The sequence below is a fragment of the Paenibacillus sp. N3/727 genome (assembly GCF_022637315.1).
Classification (GTDB): domain Bacteria; phylum Bacillota; class Bacilli; order Paenibacillales; family Paenibacillaceae; genus Paenibacillus_AQ; species Paenibacillus_AQ uliginis.
In genome coordinates this window covers 2,170,509-2,187,890 of sequence record NZ_CP093336.1, presented here as the reverse complement: position 1 = coordinate 2,187,890, position 17,382 = coordinate 2,170,509, and the positions used below count along the sequence as shown (strand labels likewise).

General features: G+C 49.2%; 14 protein-coding genes. 1 reads left to right on the top strand and 13 read right to left on the bottom strand.

Features of this window, described 5'->3' with window-relative positions:
• Positions 1 to 28: 28 nt before the first annotated feature.
• The 11 genes from fmt to MNQ98_RS09590 all read right to left on the bottom strand — a co-directional run bounded on the left by fmt (position 29) and on the right by MNQ98_RS09590 (position 13,343).
• Complete coding sequence (gene fmt, locus MNQ98_RS09640; protein WP_241932972.1) at positions 29 to 970, bottom strand: methionyl-tRNA formyltransferase; 942 nt, start codon at positions 968 to 970, stop codon at positions 29 to 31.
• Positions 967 to 1,464, bottom strand: a complete 498-nt coding sequence (gene def / locus MNQ98_RS09635; protein ID WP_208920551.1) for a peptide deformylase — start codon at positions 1,462 to 1,464, stop codon at positions 967 to 969. Before def ends, fmt begins: the two co-directional genes overlap by 4 nt.
• A 41-nt stretch (positions 1,465 to 1,505) precedes the next feature.
• Positions 1,506 to 4,034, bottom strand: coding sequence for a primosomal protein N' (gene priA / locus MNQ98_RS09630; RefSeq protein ID WP_241932971.1), 2,529 nt, complete (start codon positions 4,032 to 4,034; stop codon positions 1,506 to 1,508).
• On the bottom strand, positions 4,034 to 5,278 hold the full coding sequence (gene coaBC / locus MNQ98_RS09625) for a bifunctional phosphopantothenoylcysteine decarboxylase/phosphopantothenate--cysteine ligase CoaBC (protein WP_241932970.1): 1,245 nt from the start codon (positions 5,276 to 5,278) through the stop codon (positions 4,034 to 4,036). Before coaBC ends, priA begins: the two co-directional genes overlap by 1 nt.
• Positions 5,279 to 5,467: 189 nt before the next feature.
• Positions 5,468 to 5,668 carry a DNA-directed RNA polymerase subunit omega gene (rpoZ, locus tag MNQ98_RS09620; protein ID WP_208914808.1) on the bottom strand — a complete coding sequence of 67 codons (201 nt, stop codon included), beginning with the start codon at positions 5,666 to 5,668 and terminating at the stop codon, positions 5,468 to 5,470.
• 68 nt (positions 5,669 to 5,736) lie between these two features.
• Positions 5,737 to 6,312, bottom strand: coding sequence for a guanylate kinase (gene gmk / locus MNQ98_RS09615; protein ID WP_241932969.1), 576 nt, complete (start codon positions 6,310 to 6,312; stop codon positions 5,737 to 5,739).
• Positions 6,313 to 6,326: 14 nt separating this feature from the next.
• A complete protein-coding gene (remA, locus tag MNQ98_RS09610; RefSeq protein ID WP_006209218.1) occupies positions 6,327 to 6,587 on the bottom strand; it encodes an extracellular matrix/biofilm regulator RemA in 261 nt (86 codons plus the stop codon).
• A 51-nt stretch (positions 6,588 to 6,638) separates the two neighbouring features.
• Entirely contained in the window at positions 6,639 to 7,523 is an 885-nt protein-coding gene (locus tag MNQ98_RS09605) for a YicC/YloC family endoribonuclease (RefSeq protein ID WP_241932968.1), read from the bottom strand.
• 38 nt (positions 7,524 to 7,561) lie between these two features.
• Positions 7,562 to 9,442 carry a bifunctional homocysteine S-methyltransferase/methylenetetrahydrofolate reductase gene (locus MNQ98_RS09600; protein ID WP_241932967.1) on the bottom strand — a complete coding sequence of 627 codons (1,881 nt, stop codon included), beginning with the start codon at positions 9,440 to 9,442 and terminating at the stop codon, positions 7,562 to 7,564.
• 174 nt (positions 9,443 to 9,616) lie between these two features.
• Positions 9,617 to 10,477, bottom strand: a complete 861-nt coding sequence (dapF, locus tag MNQ98_RS09595; protein ID WP_241932966.1) for a diaminopimelate epimerase — start codon at positions 10,475 to 10,477, stop codon at positions 9,617 to 9,619.
• 73 nt (positions 10,478 to 10,550) lie between these two features.
• Positions 10,551 to 13,343: a calcium-translocating P-type ATPase, SERCA-type gene (locus MNQ98_RS09590; protein WP_241932965.1), complete on the bottom strand. Its 2,793-nt coding sequence runs from the start codon at positions 13,341 to 13,343 to the stop codon at positions 10,551 to 10,553.
• Between the two features lie 181 nt (positions 13,344 to 13,524).
• Between MNQ98_RS09590 and MNQ98_RS09585 the strand changes: the two genes are divergently transcribed.
• A complete protein-coding gene (locus tag MNQ98_RS09585) occupies positions 13,525 to 15,285 on the top strand; it encodes an Rqc2 family fibronectin-binding protein (protein WP_241932964.1) in 1,761 nt (586 codons plus the stop codon).
• 648 nt (positions 15,286 to 15,933) lie between these two features.
• On the opposite strand, the gene MNQ98_RS09580 is transcribed toward MNQ98_RS09585, so the two are convergent.
• Together MNQ98_RS09580 and MNQ98_RS09575 are read right to left on the bottom strand one after the other, a co-directional pair.
• Positions 15,934 to 16,815 carry a PHP domain-containing protein gene (locus MNQ98_RS09580; RefSeq protein WP_241932963.1) on the bottom strand — a complete coding sequence of 294 codons (882 nt, stop codon included), beginning with the start codon at positions 16,813 to 16,815 and terminating at the stop codon, positions 15,934 to 15,936.
• Positions 16,816 to 16,908: 93 nt separating this feature from the next.
• Positions 16,909 to 17,346, bottom strand: a complete 438-nt coding sequence (locus MNQ98_RS09575) for a hypothetical protein (RefSeq protein ID WP_241932962.1) — start codon at positions 17,344 to 17,346, stop codon at positions 16,909 to 16,911.
• Positions 17,347 to 17,382 lie beyond the last annotated feature (36 nt).

The window sequence follows — 17,382 nt, the reverse complement described above, 5'->3', positions numbered from 1 at the left end:
CCTCTAGGAGAGGTGTTTCCTCGTCCGCTCACGTCAGCACCGTCCCGAGCGTCATGCTTGTCCCACGGCTAAACTGTGCAGCATCCATCGCTTTTTTACCGCTTGGCTGAACCGATAACAATGTCAGAGAGCCGTCACCGGTCTTCACCACGATACCGTTCTCGCTCAGGTCGAGCACCGTTCCAGAAATGGCTTCCCCTGAAGCGGTGCTTCCGTTCCCGGGAGCTGCAGCTGCCCATACCTTGAACACCTCATCGTTCCAAAGGGTAAATCCACCGGAAAACGGAACAAGACCTCGTATCTGGTTATAGATTTCCCGGGACGTGCGGGTCCAATCCATCTTCTCGTCTTCACGCGACAAGTTCGGAGCATATGTTGCCTCCTCATCGTTCTGAGGAACTGCCTGTACCTTGCCGCCCGTCAAAGACGGAAGCTGCTCCTTCAGAAGAGAAGCTCCGACGATGCTAAGTTTCTCGAACATCGTTCCAGCGGTGTCGTCATCCTGGATCGGAACTTCCACGCGGGCAATCATATCCCCCGTATCAAGGCCTTCAGCCATATACATTAATGTAATGCCTGTAACCTTCTCCCCGTTAATGATACAACGCTGGATGGGAGCTCCTCCCCGATATTTGGGGAGAAGCGATCCATGAACGTTCAAACAACCGAGCAAAGGCATATCCAGCACAGCTTTCGGCAAAATTTGCCCATACGCTGCCGTAACAATCATATCCGGCTCATATTTTGAAAGCTCAGCTATCGCTTCCGGGCTACGGAGACGCTGCGGCTGCAGCACAGGAATACCGTGACGCAAAGCCGCTTCCTTTACAGGGGTAGGTGTAAGAACCTTTTTCCGCCCCTGCGGTCGGTCCGGCTGCGTTACAACTGCCGTAATGTTGTAGCCTTCAGCCACCAGCATGTCGAGACTGGGCACGGCGAACGCAGGAGTACCCATAAATACGATATTCATCGGTTTTCCAGCTCCCTCCGTGGAGGCAGGTTCGGATCATATTCGTACACCCGTTCCGCGATGTCTGTAAACAGAACCCCGTTCAGATGGTCTATTTCATGCTGAAAAGCACGGGCTAGCAGACCCGTCGCCGTCACGATCAGTTCATTACCTTCGCGATCAAGTCCCTTCACCTTTACCTGCTCGGCACGGCGCACATCGCCGTTCCATCCAGGGATGCTTAGGCAGCCTTCAGGCCCGAACTGTTCGCCTTCACTTTCCAGAATTTCAGGGTTCATCATCTTGATCAACCCATGCTCATCCCCCGCATCTACCACAATAAGACGTTTTAATATGCCAACCTGAGGTGCAGCAAGGCCAACACCGTCCGCATCGTACATGGTATCCGCCATATCATCCAGCAGTTTCTGAACGTTTGGCGTTACTTTTGTAACTTCCTTGGCCTTTTTGTGCAGCACTTCATCCGGTTCCTTAACAATAATACGTATTGCCATCATGACACCTTCCTCACACTTTTCATTCAATATATGCTGTATTACATTAACATTTGCGGGTCCACGTCAATGCTGATTTGCAACTTCGTGTCACGCACCGAATCCTGTAGCTCCTCAGCCACCTGCCTGACAAGCGAAACAGCATCCATCGTCCCACGCCATTTTATCATACATTGGAATCTGTATCTATTTTTCAGCCTTGGAATAGGCGATGCTACGGGCCCCAGAACATCCAGGGCGTCAGCGGCAAAACGGTCCAGACTGCCGAACCATCCTCTCCGGTCCGCCCTTCCCTTCAAATCTGCCGCATAATTTTCCGCGAGACGGACAAGTAGCGGCAGCTGCTCATGCGATAGTGTCACCAGAATAAGCCTGCAATATGGAGGGTAATGCAGCGCCTTACGGTGCTTGAGCTCATCCTTAACGAACGTCAGATAGTCGTGTCCACTCGCATGAATAATAGAATAATGCTCGGGCGTATAGGACTGAATGACAACCTCTCCCGGCAGCTGATGACGGCCTGCACGGCCGGCAACTTGGGTTAATAGCTGGAACGTCTTCTCAGCTGCCCTGAAATCTGGCAGATTCAGTGCCGAATCCGCTGTAATGACACCTACAAGCGTCACATCCGGAAAATCAAGGCCTTTGGCTACCATCTGGGTACCGAGCAGAACGTCCGCTTTTTTATCCCTAAACTGCTTCAGCAGCTTTTCATGTGAACCCTTCTCTGTCGTCGTATCCACATCCATCCGGATCACCCGGATTCCCGGAAACAGTTTGGCAAGCTCTTCCTCGACACGCTGTGTCCCGGTTCCGAAATAACGGATATGCTCGCTTCCACAGTCCGGACACACTTCCGGAGCCTGATGCGCATATCCACAGTAGTGACAACGAAGATTGTTCGATTTCTGATGGTATGTCAGTGAAATGTCGCATTCCGGACAGCCTGCCACATAGCCGCAGCTTCGGCACATCACAAACGTAGAGTATCCGCGCCGGTTAAGCAGCAGCACCGTCTGCTCTCCCCGCTCTAGCCGGATCGCAATCGCCTCGTGAAGAAGACGGCTGAACATGGAACGATTACCTTCCTTTAACTCTTCACGCATATCAACAATAGTAACTTCCGGCAGCCGGTTGCCTAACGCACGTGTCGGCATTTCCAGCAATTCCGGTGCAAAATCCTCCTGGGATTGCGATTTGGCAGCATGATAGCTCTCCAGGGAAGGGGTAGCCGAGCCCAAGATTACGGCTGCGCCTGTTTCTGATGCCCGGCGAATCGCCACATCTCTGGCGTGATACTTTGGCGTTTCTTCCTGTTTATAGGAGGTCTCATGCTCCTCATCCATAATGATCAATCCAAGGCGGTCAAAAGGTGCAAAAATAGCCGAACGCGCTCCAACGACTACCGAAGCGCGGCCCTCATGAATTTTTCTCCACTCGTCATAGCGCTCACCGTCCGAAAGCCGGCTGTGCATCACGGCAACCAGATCTCCAAAACGTCCTTTAAATCGTTCAACCATCTGAGGTGTAAGTGAGATTTCCGGAACAAGCACGATCGCTTGTCGTTCCTGCTCCAGGCATCGCTGAATACTCTGAAGATAGATTTCCGTCTTCCCACTCCCGGTGACCCCGTGTAATAGAAAGACGCTATGCCGGCGCTCATCCAGCTTATAAACAATTCGGCTGTACACCTGCTGTTGCTCTTGTGTAAGAACAAGCGGTTCGCTCGGTTTAAAATCCCGGCCTTTATAAGGATCCCGAAAGACTTCCATATCCTCGATCCGGATATACCCTTTATCAGCAAGAGCTTTAACGGTTCCGGCTGTCACCCCAAGAGCAGACAATACTTCTTTCATTGCTATAGGAAGGAATGATTCCATTTCTATGATATATGCGAGAACTTCTTTTTGGCGCTGGGCTTTTGCCGGAAATGACGCTAGCGCTTCCTGCGCCTCTGCAACTTCTACAGCCAATTCCACGGCTTTCATCGTCTTTTTCTGTAGCTTGTCCTTAATCTGCTGATGCTCAAGCAGTAGCCCCCGTGCCAGCAAGGCTTTGATCTGGTCTGAGTCATTCGGAAAAGCCCGGTTTACTTGCTCTAATGTGACTTCACCACGTTGTTTAACAAAATCCAAAACCGCTTGCTCCACTTCATTTTCGGGAAGCAAAGCAAACAGGCCGTCTTCCGGCCAGCTGTTATCTTCATCAGGATTTCCGAGTGTAATATAACGCTCCGCTTTCCCTTTAAGCGCTGTTGGAAGCATGGACTGCAGTGCCGTGATTTGACGGCACGCATAACGCTCTTTCATCCACTCACTGAGCTTAATCAGCGCCGGGGACAGCGGAGGAGCGAAGTCCAGAACTTCCTGTAATGGCTTCATTTTGGCATAATCCATCTCGGGACGCGGATGCAGAGACACAACGAAACCTTGCAGTGTCCGGTGCCCGAATGGGACGCCTACCCGGCTTCCAACCTCAACCCACGGCCGAAGCCGTTCTGGGATCAGATAATCAAACGGCCGGTCGGTGTCCTTGGACGGAACGTCCACAATCACTCTGGCCATTTCCATCAAGATTCCCCCTTTGCCATTCGCTCAGCTGCCAAAGTAAGCAGGCGCCGAGCCACATCCTCCTTGGACATGAGCGGAAGATGAAGTGCGAGCCCTTCCGAGTCGAATATTTGCACACTGTTCGTATCTGTTCCAAATCCAACGCCGGATTTTGTAACGTCATTCGCTACGATAAGATCGCAGTTTTTACGGCGCAGCTTGTCCATTGCATACTGTTCAACCAAATTGGTTTCGGCAGCGAATCCGATCAGAAACTGTGATTTTTTGGATTTGCCCATGGTCTCCAGAATATCTGTCGTTTTGACCAGCTCCAGCGTCATGGTCTCTCCCTGCTTTTTCAGCTTCGAGGAGGCTGCTTTCATCGGCCGATAGTCAGCTACTGCGGCAGCTTTAACGATCAGGTCACTATCATCGAACTCCCGCATGACAGCTTCATACATGTCCTGTGCTGATTCCACCCGCTCCGCCTTCACTCCCTCCGGAAGAGATACATCAGTATGAGCTGCGATCAAATGAACGTCCGCACCCATTTCTTTTGCCGCCTTGGCTATCGCAAAGCCCATTTTGCCAGATGAATCATTTGTAATGTAACGCACCGGATCAATGCGTTCGATCGTTCCACCTGCGGTTACGACTACCTTTTTACCTGACAAAATCCCCTCTACCTTATCTTTTCCAGAGAGCACCGGGTCCATTTCCTGCTGTTTGAAAAATCTTTCCACCACTTCAACGATTCTTTCCGGCTCTTCCATACGGCCTTTGCCGACATAGCCGCAAGCGAGTAGACCCTCACCGGGCTCAATCATCGACACTCCGCGGGAAACCAGTGTTTCCATGTTCGCTACAACCGCGGGATGTGTATACATATGCACATTCATTGCCGGGGAAATCATAACTGGTGCCGTAGTTGCCAAAAGTGTGGTCGTAAGCATATCATCGGCAAGACCGTTTGCCATTTTGCCTATAACGTTGGCCGTAGCCGGAGCTACCAATACCAAGTCGGCCAGATCTGCCAGATGAATATGGGATACGACTGAAGGGTCACGCTCATCAAACGTATCGCTGTATACCGGATTTTTAGTAAGCGACTGCAGTGTTAGCTCAGTAATAAACTGCTTGGCCGAGGACGTCATAATCACATGCACATCGGCTCCCTTTTGGACAAGTCTACTGCACAGCATAGCGGCCTTGTACGCCGCAATGCCGCCTGTGACTCCAAGCACAATAACTTTACCGTTTAACATGACTGCTCCCCCCGCTTTATGTATTAAAACAACAAAGAAGCAAAGCTTATATTGGAAAGCCGCTTCTACGAGAAATATAAGCCAAGTATAAATATAAATAAAATCTTATACTTGCTTATATTCTCAAAAAAATAACAACCTTTCGGTTGTCACATTTTTGTATAGCATCTTATTAAAATGTCAGAAAGCTTACTCTTCGCCCTTTTCAACACGAATGAAATCACCGTAGATTTCCTCGAGAGCAACACCCACATGTTTATGGGATTTCGGGTTTTTCAGCTCACTGTTCTCACCTTCACGCAGCTGACGTGCACGGCGGGAAGCCGCAACAACGAGCGAATACTTACTGTCTACTTTGTTCATCATTTCATCGATGGAAGGATATAGCATAGTTTCAAAGCACCTCATTTTCATATACTAATGATCTCTCACTGTCAAAAAGGAAGCTAATAATGATCTCACTTCACGACTTTACAGTGTTCGGCAATAATGATAGATTCTATTCGTTTGCATGCGTGATTGATTTCGTCATTGACAACCGCATAATCATAATGCCGTATCAATTCCATTTCATCAACCGCTACAGACATCCGGTGATCTATCGTGGCCTGATTTTCCGTGCCGCGCCCAACAATACGGTCCTTTAATTCATCCAAAGACGGCGGGGTCAGGAAAATAAATATCCCCTCAGGGAACTTCTCCTTAACCTTCAACGCACCTTGCACTTCAATCTCCAAAATAATATCCTTACCGTTTGCTATGGTCTCTTCCACAAAATCGCACGGAGTACCGTAATAATTACCGACATACTCCGCAAATTCCAAGAGCTGATCGTTCTCGATCATGGAGAGAAACTGTTCACGTTCCTTGAAAAAATAGTTAACACCGTCCACTTCACCCACTCGCGGTTTGCGCGTTGTGGCTGAAACCGAGTATACCAGATCCGGAACTCGGCCGCGCAGTGCGCTGCATACCGTTCCTTTACCTACACCGGATGGACCGGACAATACAATTAATAATCCCTTTGTAGACATAATACTCCCCATCTTTATTCGTCGTTGTCATCATCTTTGCTGGATAAACGGTGAGCAACCGTCTCCGGTTGCACAGCCGACAAAATGACATGATCGCTGTCCGTTATGATCACAGCCCTGGTCCGGCGGCCGTAAGTGGCATCAATCAGCATATGACGATCCCTTGCTTCTTGAATAATCCGCTTAATCGGAGCTGATTCGGGGCTTACGATAGAAATGATACGATTAGCCGATACGATATTCCCGAAGCCGATATTAATGAGTTTGATTGCCATATTGCGGTTGTTCCCCCTATACATTTGACTCTATTTGCCGAATAAGCCAGCTTATTCTACATTTGCGGCTTGTTCACGAATCTTCTCCAGTTCCGCTTTCATTTCGACAACACGGTTTACCAGAGTCAGATGATTGGCTTTGGATCCAATCGTATTGACTTCCCTGTTCATTTCCTGGATCAGAAAATCCAGTTTGCGTCCTGTAGGCCCCTTCTGATGCAAAAGCTGTCTGCATTGATTGAAATGGCTATGCAAACGAATTAATTCTTCATCAATATTGGAGCGCTCCGCAAACAAAGCGACTTCCATTCCAAATATATGTTCATCGAAAGCCAACGAGCCGTCATTCAAGACCTCCAAGCGCTGACGCAGGCGTGTCCGGTATTCAGCTGTGACGGTCGGAGCAAGGCTTACCATCTCTGTCTGCAAAGACTGAAGGCGTTCAAGCCGCTGCTCCATATCTTGGGCCAGGTGAGATCCTTCTGCACTGCGCATTTGCATCAGTCCATCCAGAGCACTGTCAAGCCCGCTGCATAACATTTCGCCCCATTGCTGGCGCTTATCTTCGCCCGGCTGCTCACTTCGGCTGATCAGAACTTCAGGCAATGAAAGAATGTCACTAATTGTTGGCTTCCCTTCAATGCCGTAGCTTCCCAATTCATCCGCGGCTTTCAAATAAGCCTTAACCATCGCATGATTAAGGACCGCCGAGGAGTTCTCGCCGTCGCTTTCTTTATTAATGTAAACATCGATCCGCCCACGTCCGATGCGGGACTGTACGGTCCTTCTTAAAGAATCTTCAAAGCAAGCCCATTCACGCGGCATCCGGAATAAAACTTCGCAATACCGGTGATTCACTGACTTCACTTCAAAGGTAACCGTATAACCCTCAAATTTGATGGCGGATTGACCAAATCCGGTCATACTTAATGACATCGGAATCACATCCATTATACTATTGTAATTGATAACTATTAATGAAACAAGGGGGACAATCGGCGGTTGGATAACTCCCATACGTATTCTGTTAACTGGGCCGTCATCTCATAAAACATAAACGGTGTCATCAGGTATATGCCTTTAAAATGCTCAGCCGCGACATCCAATAGTTCTTTCCCAATCTTCACACCCATAGACCTGCCCTCTTCACCTTCAAGGCCAGCCATCCGTTCACGCACTTCATCGGACAACTGGATACCAGGCACTTCATTATGAAGATACTCTGCATTCCGGCCACTCGCTAAAGGCATAATCCCGATAAAAATTGGAATGTCCAGATGCTTGGTAGCTTCCCTCAACTTTACGATGAGTTCCGGATCATACACTGGCTGAGTCATCACATAGTCTGCACCGCTGGCTATTTTTTTCTCCAGCCGCTGCACCGCTTTATCAAGATGCCTTACATTCGGATTAAACGCTGCCCCCACAACAAACTTCGCTTTCTGCTTCAGAGGCTTGCCCGAGAAAGCCACGCCCTCATTCAACTGCTTAATCATTCGTATGATTTCGAAAGAGGTCAGATCATAAACAGAGCTGGAACCCGGTAAATCTCCGAACCGTGCAGGGTCGCCTGTAACAGCCAGTACATGATCAATTCCAAGTGCATCAAAGCCCATCATGTGGGACTGCGTCCCAATCAAGTTCCGGTCCCGGCAAGCGATGTGAATCAAAGGCCGGAGACCGGTACGGCTGTGAACAAGATGGCCAAGTGCCATATTGCTCATCCGGGTGACAGCCAGCGAATTGTCGGCCATCGTCAGTGCGTCTACTCCTGCTCTTTTTAAAGTTTCAGCGCCCTTCATGAATTTTGTAATATCCAGATCACGAGGCGGGTCCAGTTCGACAATAACCGTATGCCGCTCCTTTACAAGATCAACAAGTGTAGGCTCGCCGCTCTGTTCTATTCCTTGTTCTTGTTCCAGATGTTCATGCAGTACGATCCGGTCTCGGTCTACGTCTTCCATAGAAGGCTCCGGCAGCGGAGACGGAATGTAGTTCGTAAGAGCAGACGAAATCTCGGCGATATGCGCCGGTGTCGTCCCACAGCAGCCCCCGATAATCCGGGCTCCCATGTCAGCAAACTGTACTGCCATTTTCCCGAAGTATTCAGGACTGGCTCCGTAACGGTATTCACCGTCCACATAATCGGCAATACCCGCGTTAGGAAATACCGAAGCCGGTAGTGTCTTGACTCCCTGTAGTGTCTCCAAGGCACGCAGTATTCCATTAGGTCCAGTCCGGCAGTTGAATCCGAATACATCCGCACCTTCCTGAGAAACAATGCGAAACGCTTCTGTCATCGTATGTCCATCAAGTGTTCTGGCGATATCTTCCACCGCAAACTGAGAGATAACCGGCATATCACTTACCTTACGCACCTGGGATAAAGCCAGAAGCATTTCCTCAACATCATAAAAGGTTTCCAGCACTATACCATCTACGCCCTCCGACAGCAGTGAATGAATCTGTTGTTCAAAGTGCCTCTTCAGCTCATCGGTCGATATATTGTTCCGCTTCCCTCCACGTATGGAACCAATTGCCCCGACAACGTATCCGTCCTTGCCAGCGGCTTCACGAGCGATGCGCACGCCTGCCCGATTTATCTCATCTACTTTCGATTCAAGACCATACTTCGAAAGTTTATCGTAGTTCGCAGAAAACGTATTGCTCTCGAGTATCTGGGCACCAGCTTCTATGTACTGGCGATGTACATCTCCTATGACTTCCGGGGAGGTCAGATTCAACTCCTCATAGGATATCCCTACCGGGAAACCTTTTTGATATAAGAAAGTACCCATCGCTCCGTCCCCGATTAGTACCTTGTTTCCCCAAGCTTGCCGCAGATCCGGTCTCATCGTACTTCCCCCTACCTGACTATAGTTTCATATTAATGTATCATAAATACTTCCCAAAGATAAAGAGTCAAAAAGAAACGCTTTCGGTATCCTTTATTAAGGATGAAGAGCGTTTCTTCGAGAGATATTAAGTGACTTATACGTGAAACATATAAAATAAATTTCCATCCGATATTACTGTATCCCTGCAGCCCGCAGCTCTATCGGAATCTCTCCTTCATATACCATCTCAGCCGGACCTGTCATATATACATGGTTATCAGCCTTATCCCATTCAATGAACAAATCACCGCCTTTAAGTGAGATAACAGCAGCCCGATCCGTTTTGCCGCTCAGCACTGACGCTACCAAAGTTGCGCATGCACCAGTCCCGCAAGCCAGCGTAGGCCCGACACCCCGCTCCCACACACGCATATCCACATAATCCCGCGCCTTTACGGTAGCAATTTCAACGTTGATCTTTTTCGGGAAAAATGGGTGGACTTCCAGCTTCGGTCCCCATACCGATAGGTCAAAGTGAACGGCATCATCTACATAGATCACGCAGTGGGGATTGCCCATCGACACAGCCGTAAAGCTGAATTGTCGGCCGTCCACCTCGATCGGATGATTCACTACCGGATTGTGATCCAGCGTAGTTGGAACCTTCAACCCTTCAAGTATTGGCTCTCCCATATCTACCCTTACGCTTCGGACCTGATTCCCATCCATTTTGAGATTGACTTTCTGTACGCCTGCCCCTAGCGTTTCAATCACGACCTCATTGCCATCGGCATATCCGTGATCGTAGACGTATCTAGCCACACAACGAATGGCATTTCCGCATTGCTCGGCTTCAGAACCGTCAGAATTCATGATTCGCATCTTAAAGTCGGCTTTGTCAGAAGGCAAAATATATACGAGTCCGTCGGCCCCGATTCCGAAAAATCGGTTGCACCATTTTACAGCTAGTTCTGCAGCATTAATCGGTAGATCCTTCTCGCCGTATACGATAATAAAATCATTTCCAAGTCCGTGCATTTTCGTGAATAACATAAGAAAACCCATCTCCTCTGCAGCTGCTAATGGAAATCAGCATACCGCAGCAAGACGGATTTTCAAATTTACTTTATGCCGAAAGATTTGCACTTTTCGTCATCATGTTGCGGCGGTTACGGTGACGCTTACCACCCCATACGCTGCCTGCACCCATCAAGAATGTTGGAATACCGGCACCGACAAGCGTGATTGCCCAATCTCTCAGTCCCAGCGGAACCGTTTTAAATATCGGCTGCAGAGCCTCGATGTATATAACACCCAACATGAGCAGTACCGAAGACAGTACGGCTAATACCAGATATTTGTTCTGAAGCGGATTCCGGTGGAAGATGGACCGTGAGCTACGGCAGTCGAACACGTGAATCAACTGAGCCATGACCAGGGTGGCAAATGCGACTGTCTGCGCCTTAGCCAGCTGTCCGGCCTGATCCGGTGCTGTCCGCAGCGTAAGCCAGAAGGCTCCCAATGTACACAGACCGATTAGCACACCACGGCTGATAATCTTCCACCCGAGACGTCTTGCAAATATGTTTTCCTTAGCTCCACGCGGCTTATGCTCCATTAAATCTTTCTCCGGCTGATCAACCCCGAGCGCCATGGCAGGCAGTCCGTCGGTCACAAGGTTCACCCACAAAATCTGAATCGGTACCAGTGGCAGCGGCAGACCCATCATCATGGCAAAAAACATCGTCAATATTTCGCCAACATTAGAGGCAAGGAGATACCGGATAAACTTACGGATATTTTCGTATATGCTCCGCCCTTCTTCAATCGCGGCTACGATGGTGGAGAAGTTATCGTCGCTCAGTACAAGCGCTGAGGCTTCTTTAGTCACATCCGTACCCGTAATCCCCATAGCTATACCGATATCCGATGCCTTGATCGCAGGGGCATCGTTTACACCGTCTCCGGTCATAGCGACCACATGTCCCTTTCGTTGGAGCGCCTTTACAATTCTCAGCTTGTGCTCAGGTGAGACCCGGGCATATACGTATGTTTGATCGACCTTTGCATCCAGTTGCTTTTCGTCAAGACGGGACAGTTCCTGACCGGTCATCGAATGTCCATTACGCGGCATAATACCAAGCTGACTTGCAATGGCTTCCGCTGTCGTGCGGTGATCTCCCGTAATCATAACCGTCTTGATTCCCGCCCGACGGCATGTTGCAATCGCATCCCGGACTTCACGACGCGGAGGATCAATCATACCGGCAAGCCCCGTAAAGATAAGTTGACATTCAGCCTCTCGTTCAGATTCTGGCTTATCATGAGGACGAATATCCCGATATGCCATCCCGAGTACGCGCAGTGCCGAGGAAGCCATGGATTCGTTGGCCGCCAATACCTTTTGCCGTAGCGTCCCGGTCAAAGGTACGACATTGCCTTCCCACAAAATATAAGTACAAGCATCCAGCAGCACATCCGGCGCCCCTTTAGTGCATAGCAAGCGTCCGCCTTGGTGACTGACAATGACAGACATCAGTTTACGTTCGGAGTCGAATGGGAATTCCTTATCACGCTGATAAGAAGCAGCGAGTGTACCTTGGCTAAGCCCCATTTTTGCAGAAAGTGTAAGCAGCGCACCCTCTGTCGGATCACCCTTGAGCTCCCAGCTGACAGGCTGCAGCTCTTCTTCCTTACTCTTGCGTTTTGACCTTGTTTCTTCAGACGTACTCTCATGAATTTCGGCATTGTTGCACAGACCGCCGATCTGTAGAAGTCTTCGTAAAGATTGATCCGTCCGGAGTTCGACGGGCTTTCCGTCCTTCAGGACTTGACCGGATGGCTCATAGCCTTGTCCCGTAACTTCCAGCATCTGGCCACCAGTCCAGACGCGGGTTACCGTCATTTTATTTTGCGTCAACGTACCGGTTTTGTCCGAACAGATAACAGAAGCGCAGCCTAGCGTTTCAACCGACGGGAGTTTTCTTACGATAGCTTTACGTTTGATCATCCGCTGCACACCAAGCGCCAGCGCTATGGTCACGATGGCTGGAAGACCTTCAGGAATCGCGGCAACAGCAAGGCTGACTCCTGCCAGGAACATGCCTGCCGCCGGCTGGCCATGCAAAATCCCCGTAACAACAACCAGAACGGTCAGTGCAAGTGAGACGCCAATCAGTATTTTTCCAAGTTGCTCCAAACGATGCTGCAGCGGAGTTTCCTGGGATTCGGTATTTTGAATCAAATCCGCAATTTTGCCCATCTCGGTGTCCATCCCTGTACGGATGACCATTCCCTTCGCTGTTCCGCGGGATACCATCGTGCCCATGTACCCGATATTTTTTAGGTCACCAAGCGGCACATCATGCTCTGAAATATTCTCTGAGTGTTTGTTCACAGGCAGCGATTCACCCGTTAAAGCCGATTCTTCCACACTACAGCTGCTTGTCTCCAGCCAGCGGACATCCGCTGGAATCCGGTCTCCGCTTTCTACCAGAATAATATCTCCCGGAACCAATCCTTTTGCCGCAATATGAATTACTTTTCCGTCCCGCAGCACTTTGGAAGTAGGTGCTGACAGCTGTTTCAATGCCCGGAGTGACCGCTCGGCCCGAAATTCTTGTACAAAGCCGAGCACTCCATTAATTAAAATGATGGCGATGATGGTCACGGCATCCAGGTATTCTCCGAGCAGACCGGATACCAACGTGGCACCAAGGAGCACGAGCACCATGAAGTCCTTGAATTGATTCAACAACAGTGTGAACGGAGATATTTTTTTGCCCTCGGACAGTTCGTTCAACCCGCTGGTCTTCCGTCTTTCTCCTGCTTCCTCTTCCGTGAGGCCCTGCTGCGGATGCACCCGCATCACCTGCTGCAGTTCATCAACATCCATCTGGTGCCATAACTTTTGTTCCATGCTTCCTTTCCCTCCCGGTTGTTTCTCCAGTTCCGGCGGACGACAGCTTTTCCACCTCTTAACGTAAATGTATTCGGACAGGACCACAAATATCACAGCCTGGCCCTTAAGTTTTTGCGCGAAGTATGGCATCATAGAGAAGAAAGCAAGAAGGGTAACGTAACAGATAGGAGAATGACGAATGGCATTGGACGGTATTGTAACACGGGCGATTGTGCATGAGCTTACAGCTTGTCGGGGCGCCCGGATCAGTAAAATATATCAACCGAACGAACGGGATATTGTGCTCCACATCCGATCACAGAACGGAAACGCCAAGATTTTGCTTTCCGCAAATCCGACGTATCCCCGGGTGCACCTGACGGAAGAGAGCTTCCTCAACCCGCCCGAAGCTCCAATGTTCTGTATGCTGATGCGGAAACATTGTGAGAGCGGAATTATAGAGGAAATCAAACAAATCGGCATGGAGCGGATCATCCACATCCGTGTCCGGCAGCGGGATGAACTTGGAGATGTTTCCTCCAAAACGATCATCATTGAACTTATGGGCCGTCACAGTAACATCATCCTACTGGATCATTCCACAGGAACCATACTCGACGGAATCCATCACGTCACACCAGCGATCAGCAGCTACCGGATCATTATGCCGGGGGTGGCTTACACTGAACCTCCGCAGCAGAATAAGCTCAATCCACTGGAGACCGTGCAGGAACAGTTCCGGGAATCTTGTGTGCTCAGTCCAGTTGATCCTATTGCATGGCTGGTAGATTCTTTTAGTGGAATGAGTCCTCTTGCAGCACAGGAGATTGCCCATCGGGCTGGTTATACGACTGGTGGAGATTCTTCCAGTGCCGAGAAAGACTGCGGCGGGTTATGGAACGCTTTTTCCGAAATAATGACCGAAGTTGAAAACCACCGCTACACACCCGTGAGCGGAGTGAGCGCCAAAGGAAAAATGGTGTTTTCCGTCATCCCGCTCACAATGCTTCCGGGGCAAACAGAGCATTACGACTCCCCTAGCAAATGTCTGGAAGATTACTACGGCGACAAAGCTCAGCGGGATACCGTTAAGCAGAAGGTGAGCGATCTGCTCCGTTTCCTGCAGAACGAACGCTCCAAAAACATCAAGAAGCTCGATAAGCTGCATGAGGATCTGGAGGAAGCCGGAGACGCTGACCGTTACCGCATTTCTGGCGAGCTGCTATTTGCCTCACTACACAGTATTCAAAAGGGTGACAAACAAGCAGAACTGCTTAATTATTACGACGAGGATCAGCAAATGATCACCATCCCGCTTGATCCTCTGCTGTCTCCGTCGGATAACGCACAGCGTTATTTCAAGAAGTACAACAAATACAAAAACAGCCTGGCCGTTATCGATGAACAGCTCATCAAGACCCGTGAGGAGATCAGTTATATTGAAAGCCTGCTGCAACAATTGGCCCACGCCTCACTGAACGATATTGACGAGATACGAGAAGAGCTGATCCAGCAAGGCTATCTACGCGACCGTAGCCGCAAGACACGAAAGAAGAAAAAGAACGACAAACCTACACTGCATATGTACACTTCATCGGAAGGAATCGAGCTATACGTAGGTAAAAACAACTTGCAAAATGAATATGTCACGAACCGTCTAGCCTCGTCGAATGACACCTGGCTTCATACAAAAGATATTCCCGGTTCTCACGTGGTCATCCGCAGCGACAGTTTCGGTGAAAACACATTGCAGGAAGCTGCCCAATTGGCCGCCTATTACAGTCAAGCCAAAGAATCCAGCAGCGTGCCCGTTGATTACACGTTGATCCGTCATGTTCGTAAGCCAAGCGGCTCGAAGCCGGGGTTTGTCATCTATGATCACCAAAAGACGCTATTTGTGACACCGGATGCACAGCTCATCAAGAGCCTTCCAAGTATTATTAAGAACCAGAGAAATTAATGGTCGGTTGTCTGTTGTAAGACGCTGCGAGTACGAATCGTTCCTCCAATCGCTCTTGCCCTCGAGGACAAATATCTCTTCCGCAGGGTATAAAAAAGGACAACTTGACGGTGGACTTTCCCGTCAAGTTGTCCTTACTCTTATTCAGACGACCACTTCCCGATATTTAATCGGGAAGTGGTCGTCTTGTTCTATCTGAAACCTAAAATGGTGGGCAAGAAAAAGCCCATCACCTCTTTCCCACCCTCTCCCCTTGCAATCCGAAGAGCCGCGTGCTTGAAAAGGATGGATTCACGAAGGATTCAGCTGTTTGGGAGAAAGAGTGTGTGCGCAAAGTGAGGTTTGAGGCTTCCATCTATAGATGGTTGCTGGAAACTGAGTTTCAAAAAGGTTGTTAAGTTTATTTGTTTTAATGTGATAAAAGCACGAAGCAGCGGAGAGGACGAAACGATTCCGGAGAAGCGAAAGCGGTCTCCTTTGTCCCCGAATTTCATCCACTAAAAAAACCATTTAGATAATTCGGGGGCAAGAGAGATCGGAGGAACGATTCGTACTCGGAGCGTCTTTAAAACGCAGATCCAGTTGAACCTTAGATTCATTGAAGACAACCTCTCAGCATTACAACTGACATGATCCCTAACTACGGGCCTATCCCCGCGCAGTCTTTAACTTCTCCAGCACATCTTCAGGCACCGAGCGATTGCCAATATCCCCATGAAACACAGCCCCCTGCCGCTCACCGTGATAATCGGAGCCTGCCGTCACGATCAGACCAAAATCCTCAGCCATTGCCCCATAACGGCGTTCTTCCTCTGGTCCGTGATCCGAGTGGAAAACTTCAATACCAGATGGATGGGCCTCCTTAATAATTTCACTTACAAGTCCGTCATCATCATACAGACCCGGATGCGCCAATACCGGCGTTCCGCCAGCCTCTCTTATCCACGAACACGCTTCCTGCGGAGAAATGCGAGGCTGAGCAGCGTAGGCTAGACCCCCGTGCGCCAGGTAACGGTCAAATGCATCACGCATATTCGAGGCAAATCCTTTTTTCACTAGTGTGTCTGCTATATGAGGACGGCCAATGCTTTCATCCGGCTTCAAATCCCGATCAAGGCCTGAAATAACCTCTTCCATCGTTATCTCAATACCAAGACTTTGCAGATTAAGAATGATTTTCTCGTTGCGCTCATTTCTCGTATTACGCAGATTGGACAGACGGTTCAGAAAATCTTTGTCTTCCGTATCTACGTAATATCCAAGAATATGAATATCCTTACCACCTGCCATGGTGCTGATTTCCACGCCGGGGACAACTGTCATCCCGTAACGCTTACCCGCTTCAAGAGCCTCTTGAACACCAGAAACCGTGTCATGATCAGTTATCGCAATAGCGTATAGACCTTTTTCGTACGCAAGGCGCACGTTCTCGGAGGGCTCGTTCATCCCGTCCGAAGCCAGCGTATGTGTATGAAGATCGCAGCCTTTTCTTCTGTCAGCCATTGATGACGTTTGTTGACCCGATTCCATCTTTACAACTCCTCTTTGCATCATTTATTTCTCTATTTTACCGAACTTCTCAGACCTATACAAAAAGAGCATCCGTGCTGTCACACGCATGCTCTATTTCCGTTTACGGCTGTTTTTTATTAAGGTCATACGCCGGGAGTGACGTAACCATGAATAATAGGATTTTAGATCCCGAAGTTCAATCGTCTCAGACATCCGTCCGAGAAAAGTCACAATAATCATCCGATGCAGCGGGTTTCCAATAAGATCACGTTCGTGTTCCAGCTCTGAAAATTCCGCAACTACGACGAGATCATCATCAATAAGATACACATCCTGCTCGTTTCTGTAATAAGGCACAATGCGATTCTGTTTCAAACATTCCCACATCCAGGCCCCAATCTCCTCATGAGGAGTATCGTGATGTTCCACCCGATCCATGTACCGACTTTTGGCATGATTTGTTATGACGATGTCTGCTATTTTCTTGTCATTTAACGTAATGTAAAACGGTTCGTAGGTGCTCCACCGCTCTGTCCCTTTGTCGCGCATGGATTATCACTCTCCACCCAATGGGTCTTTATGTCT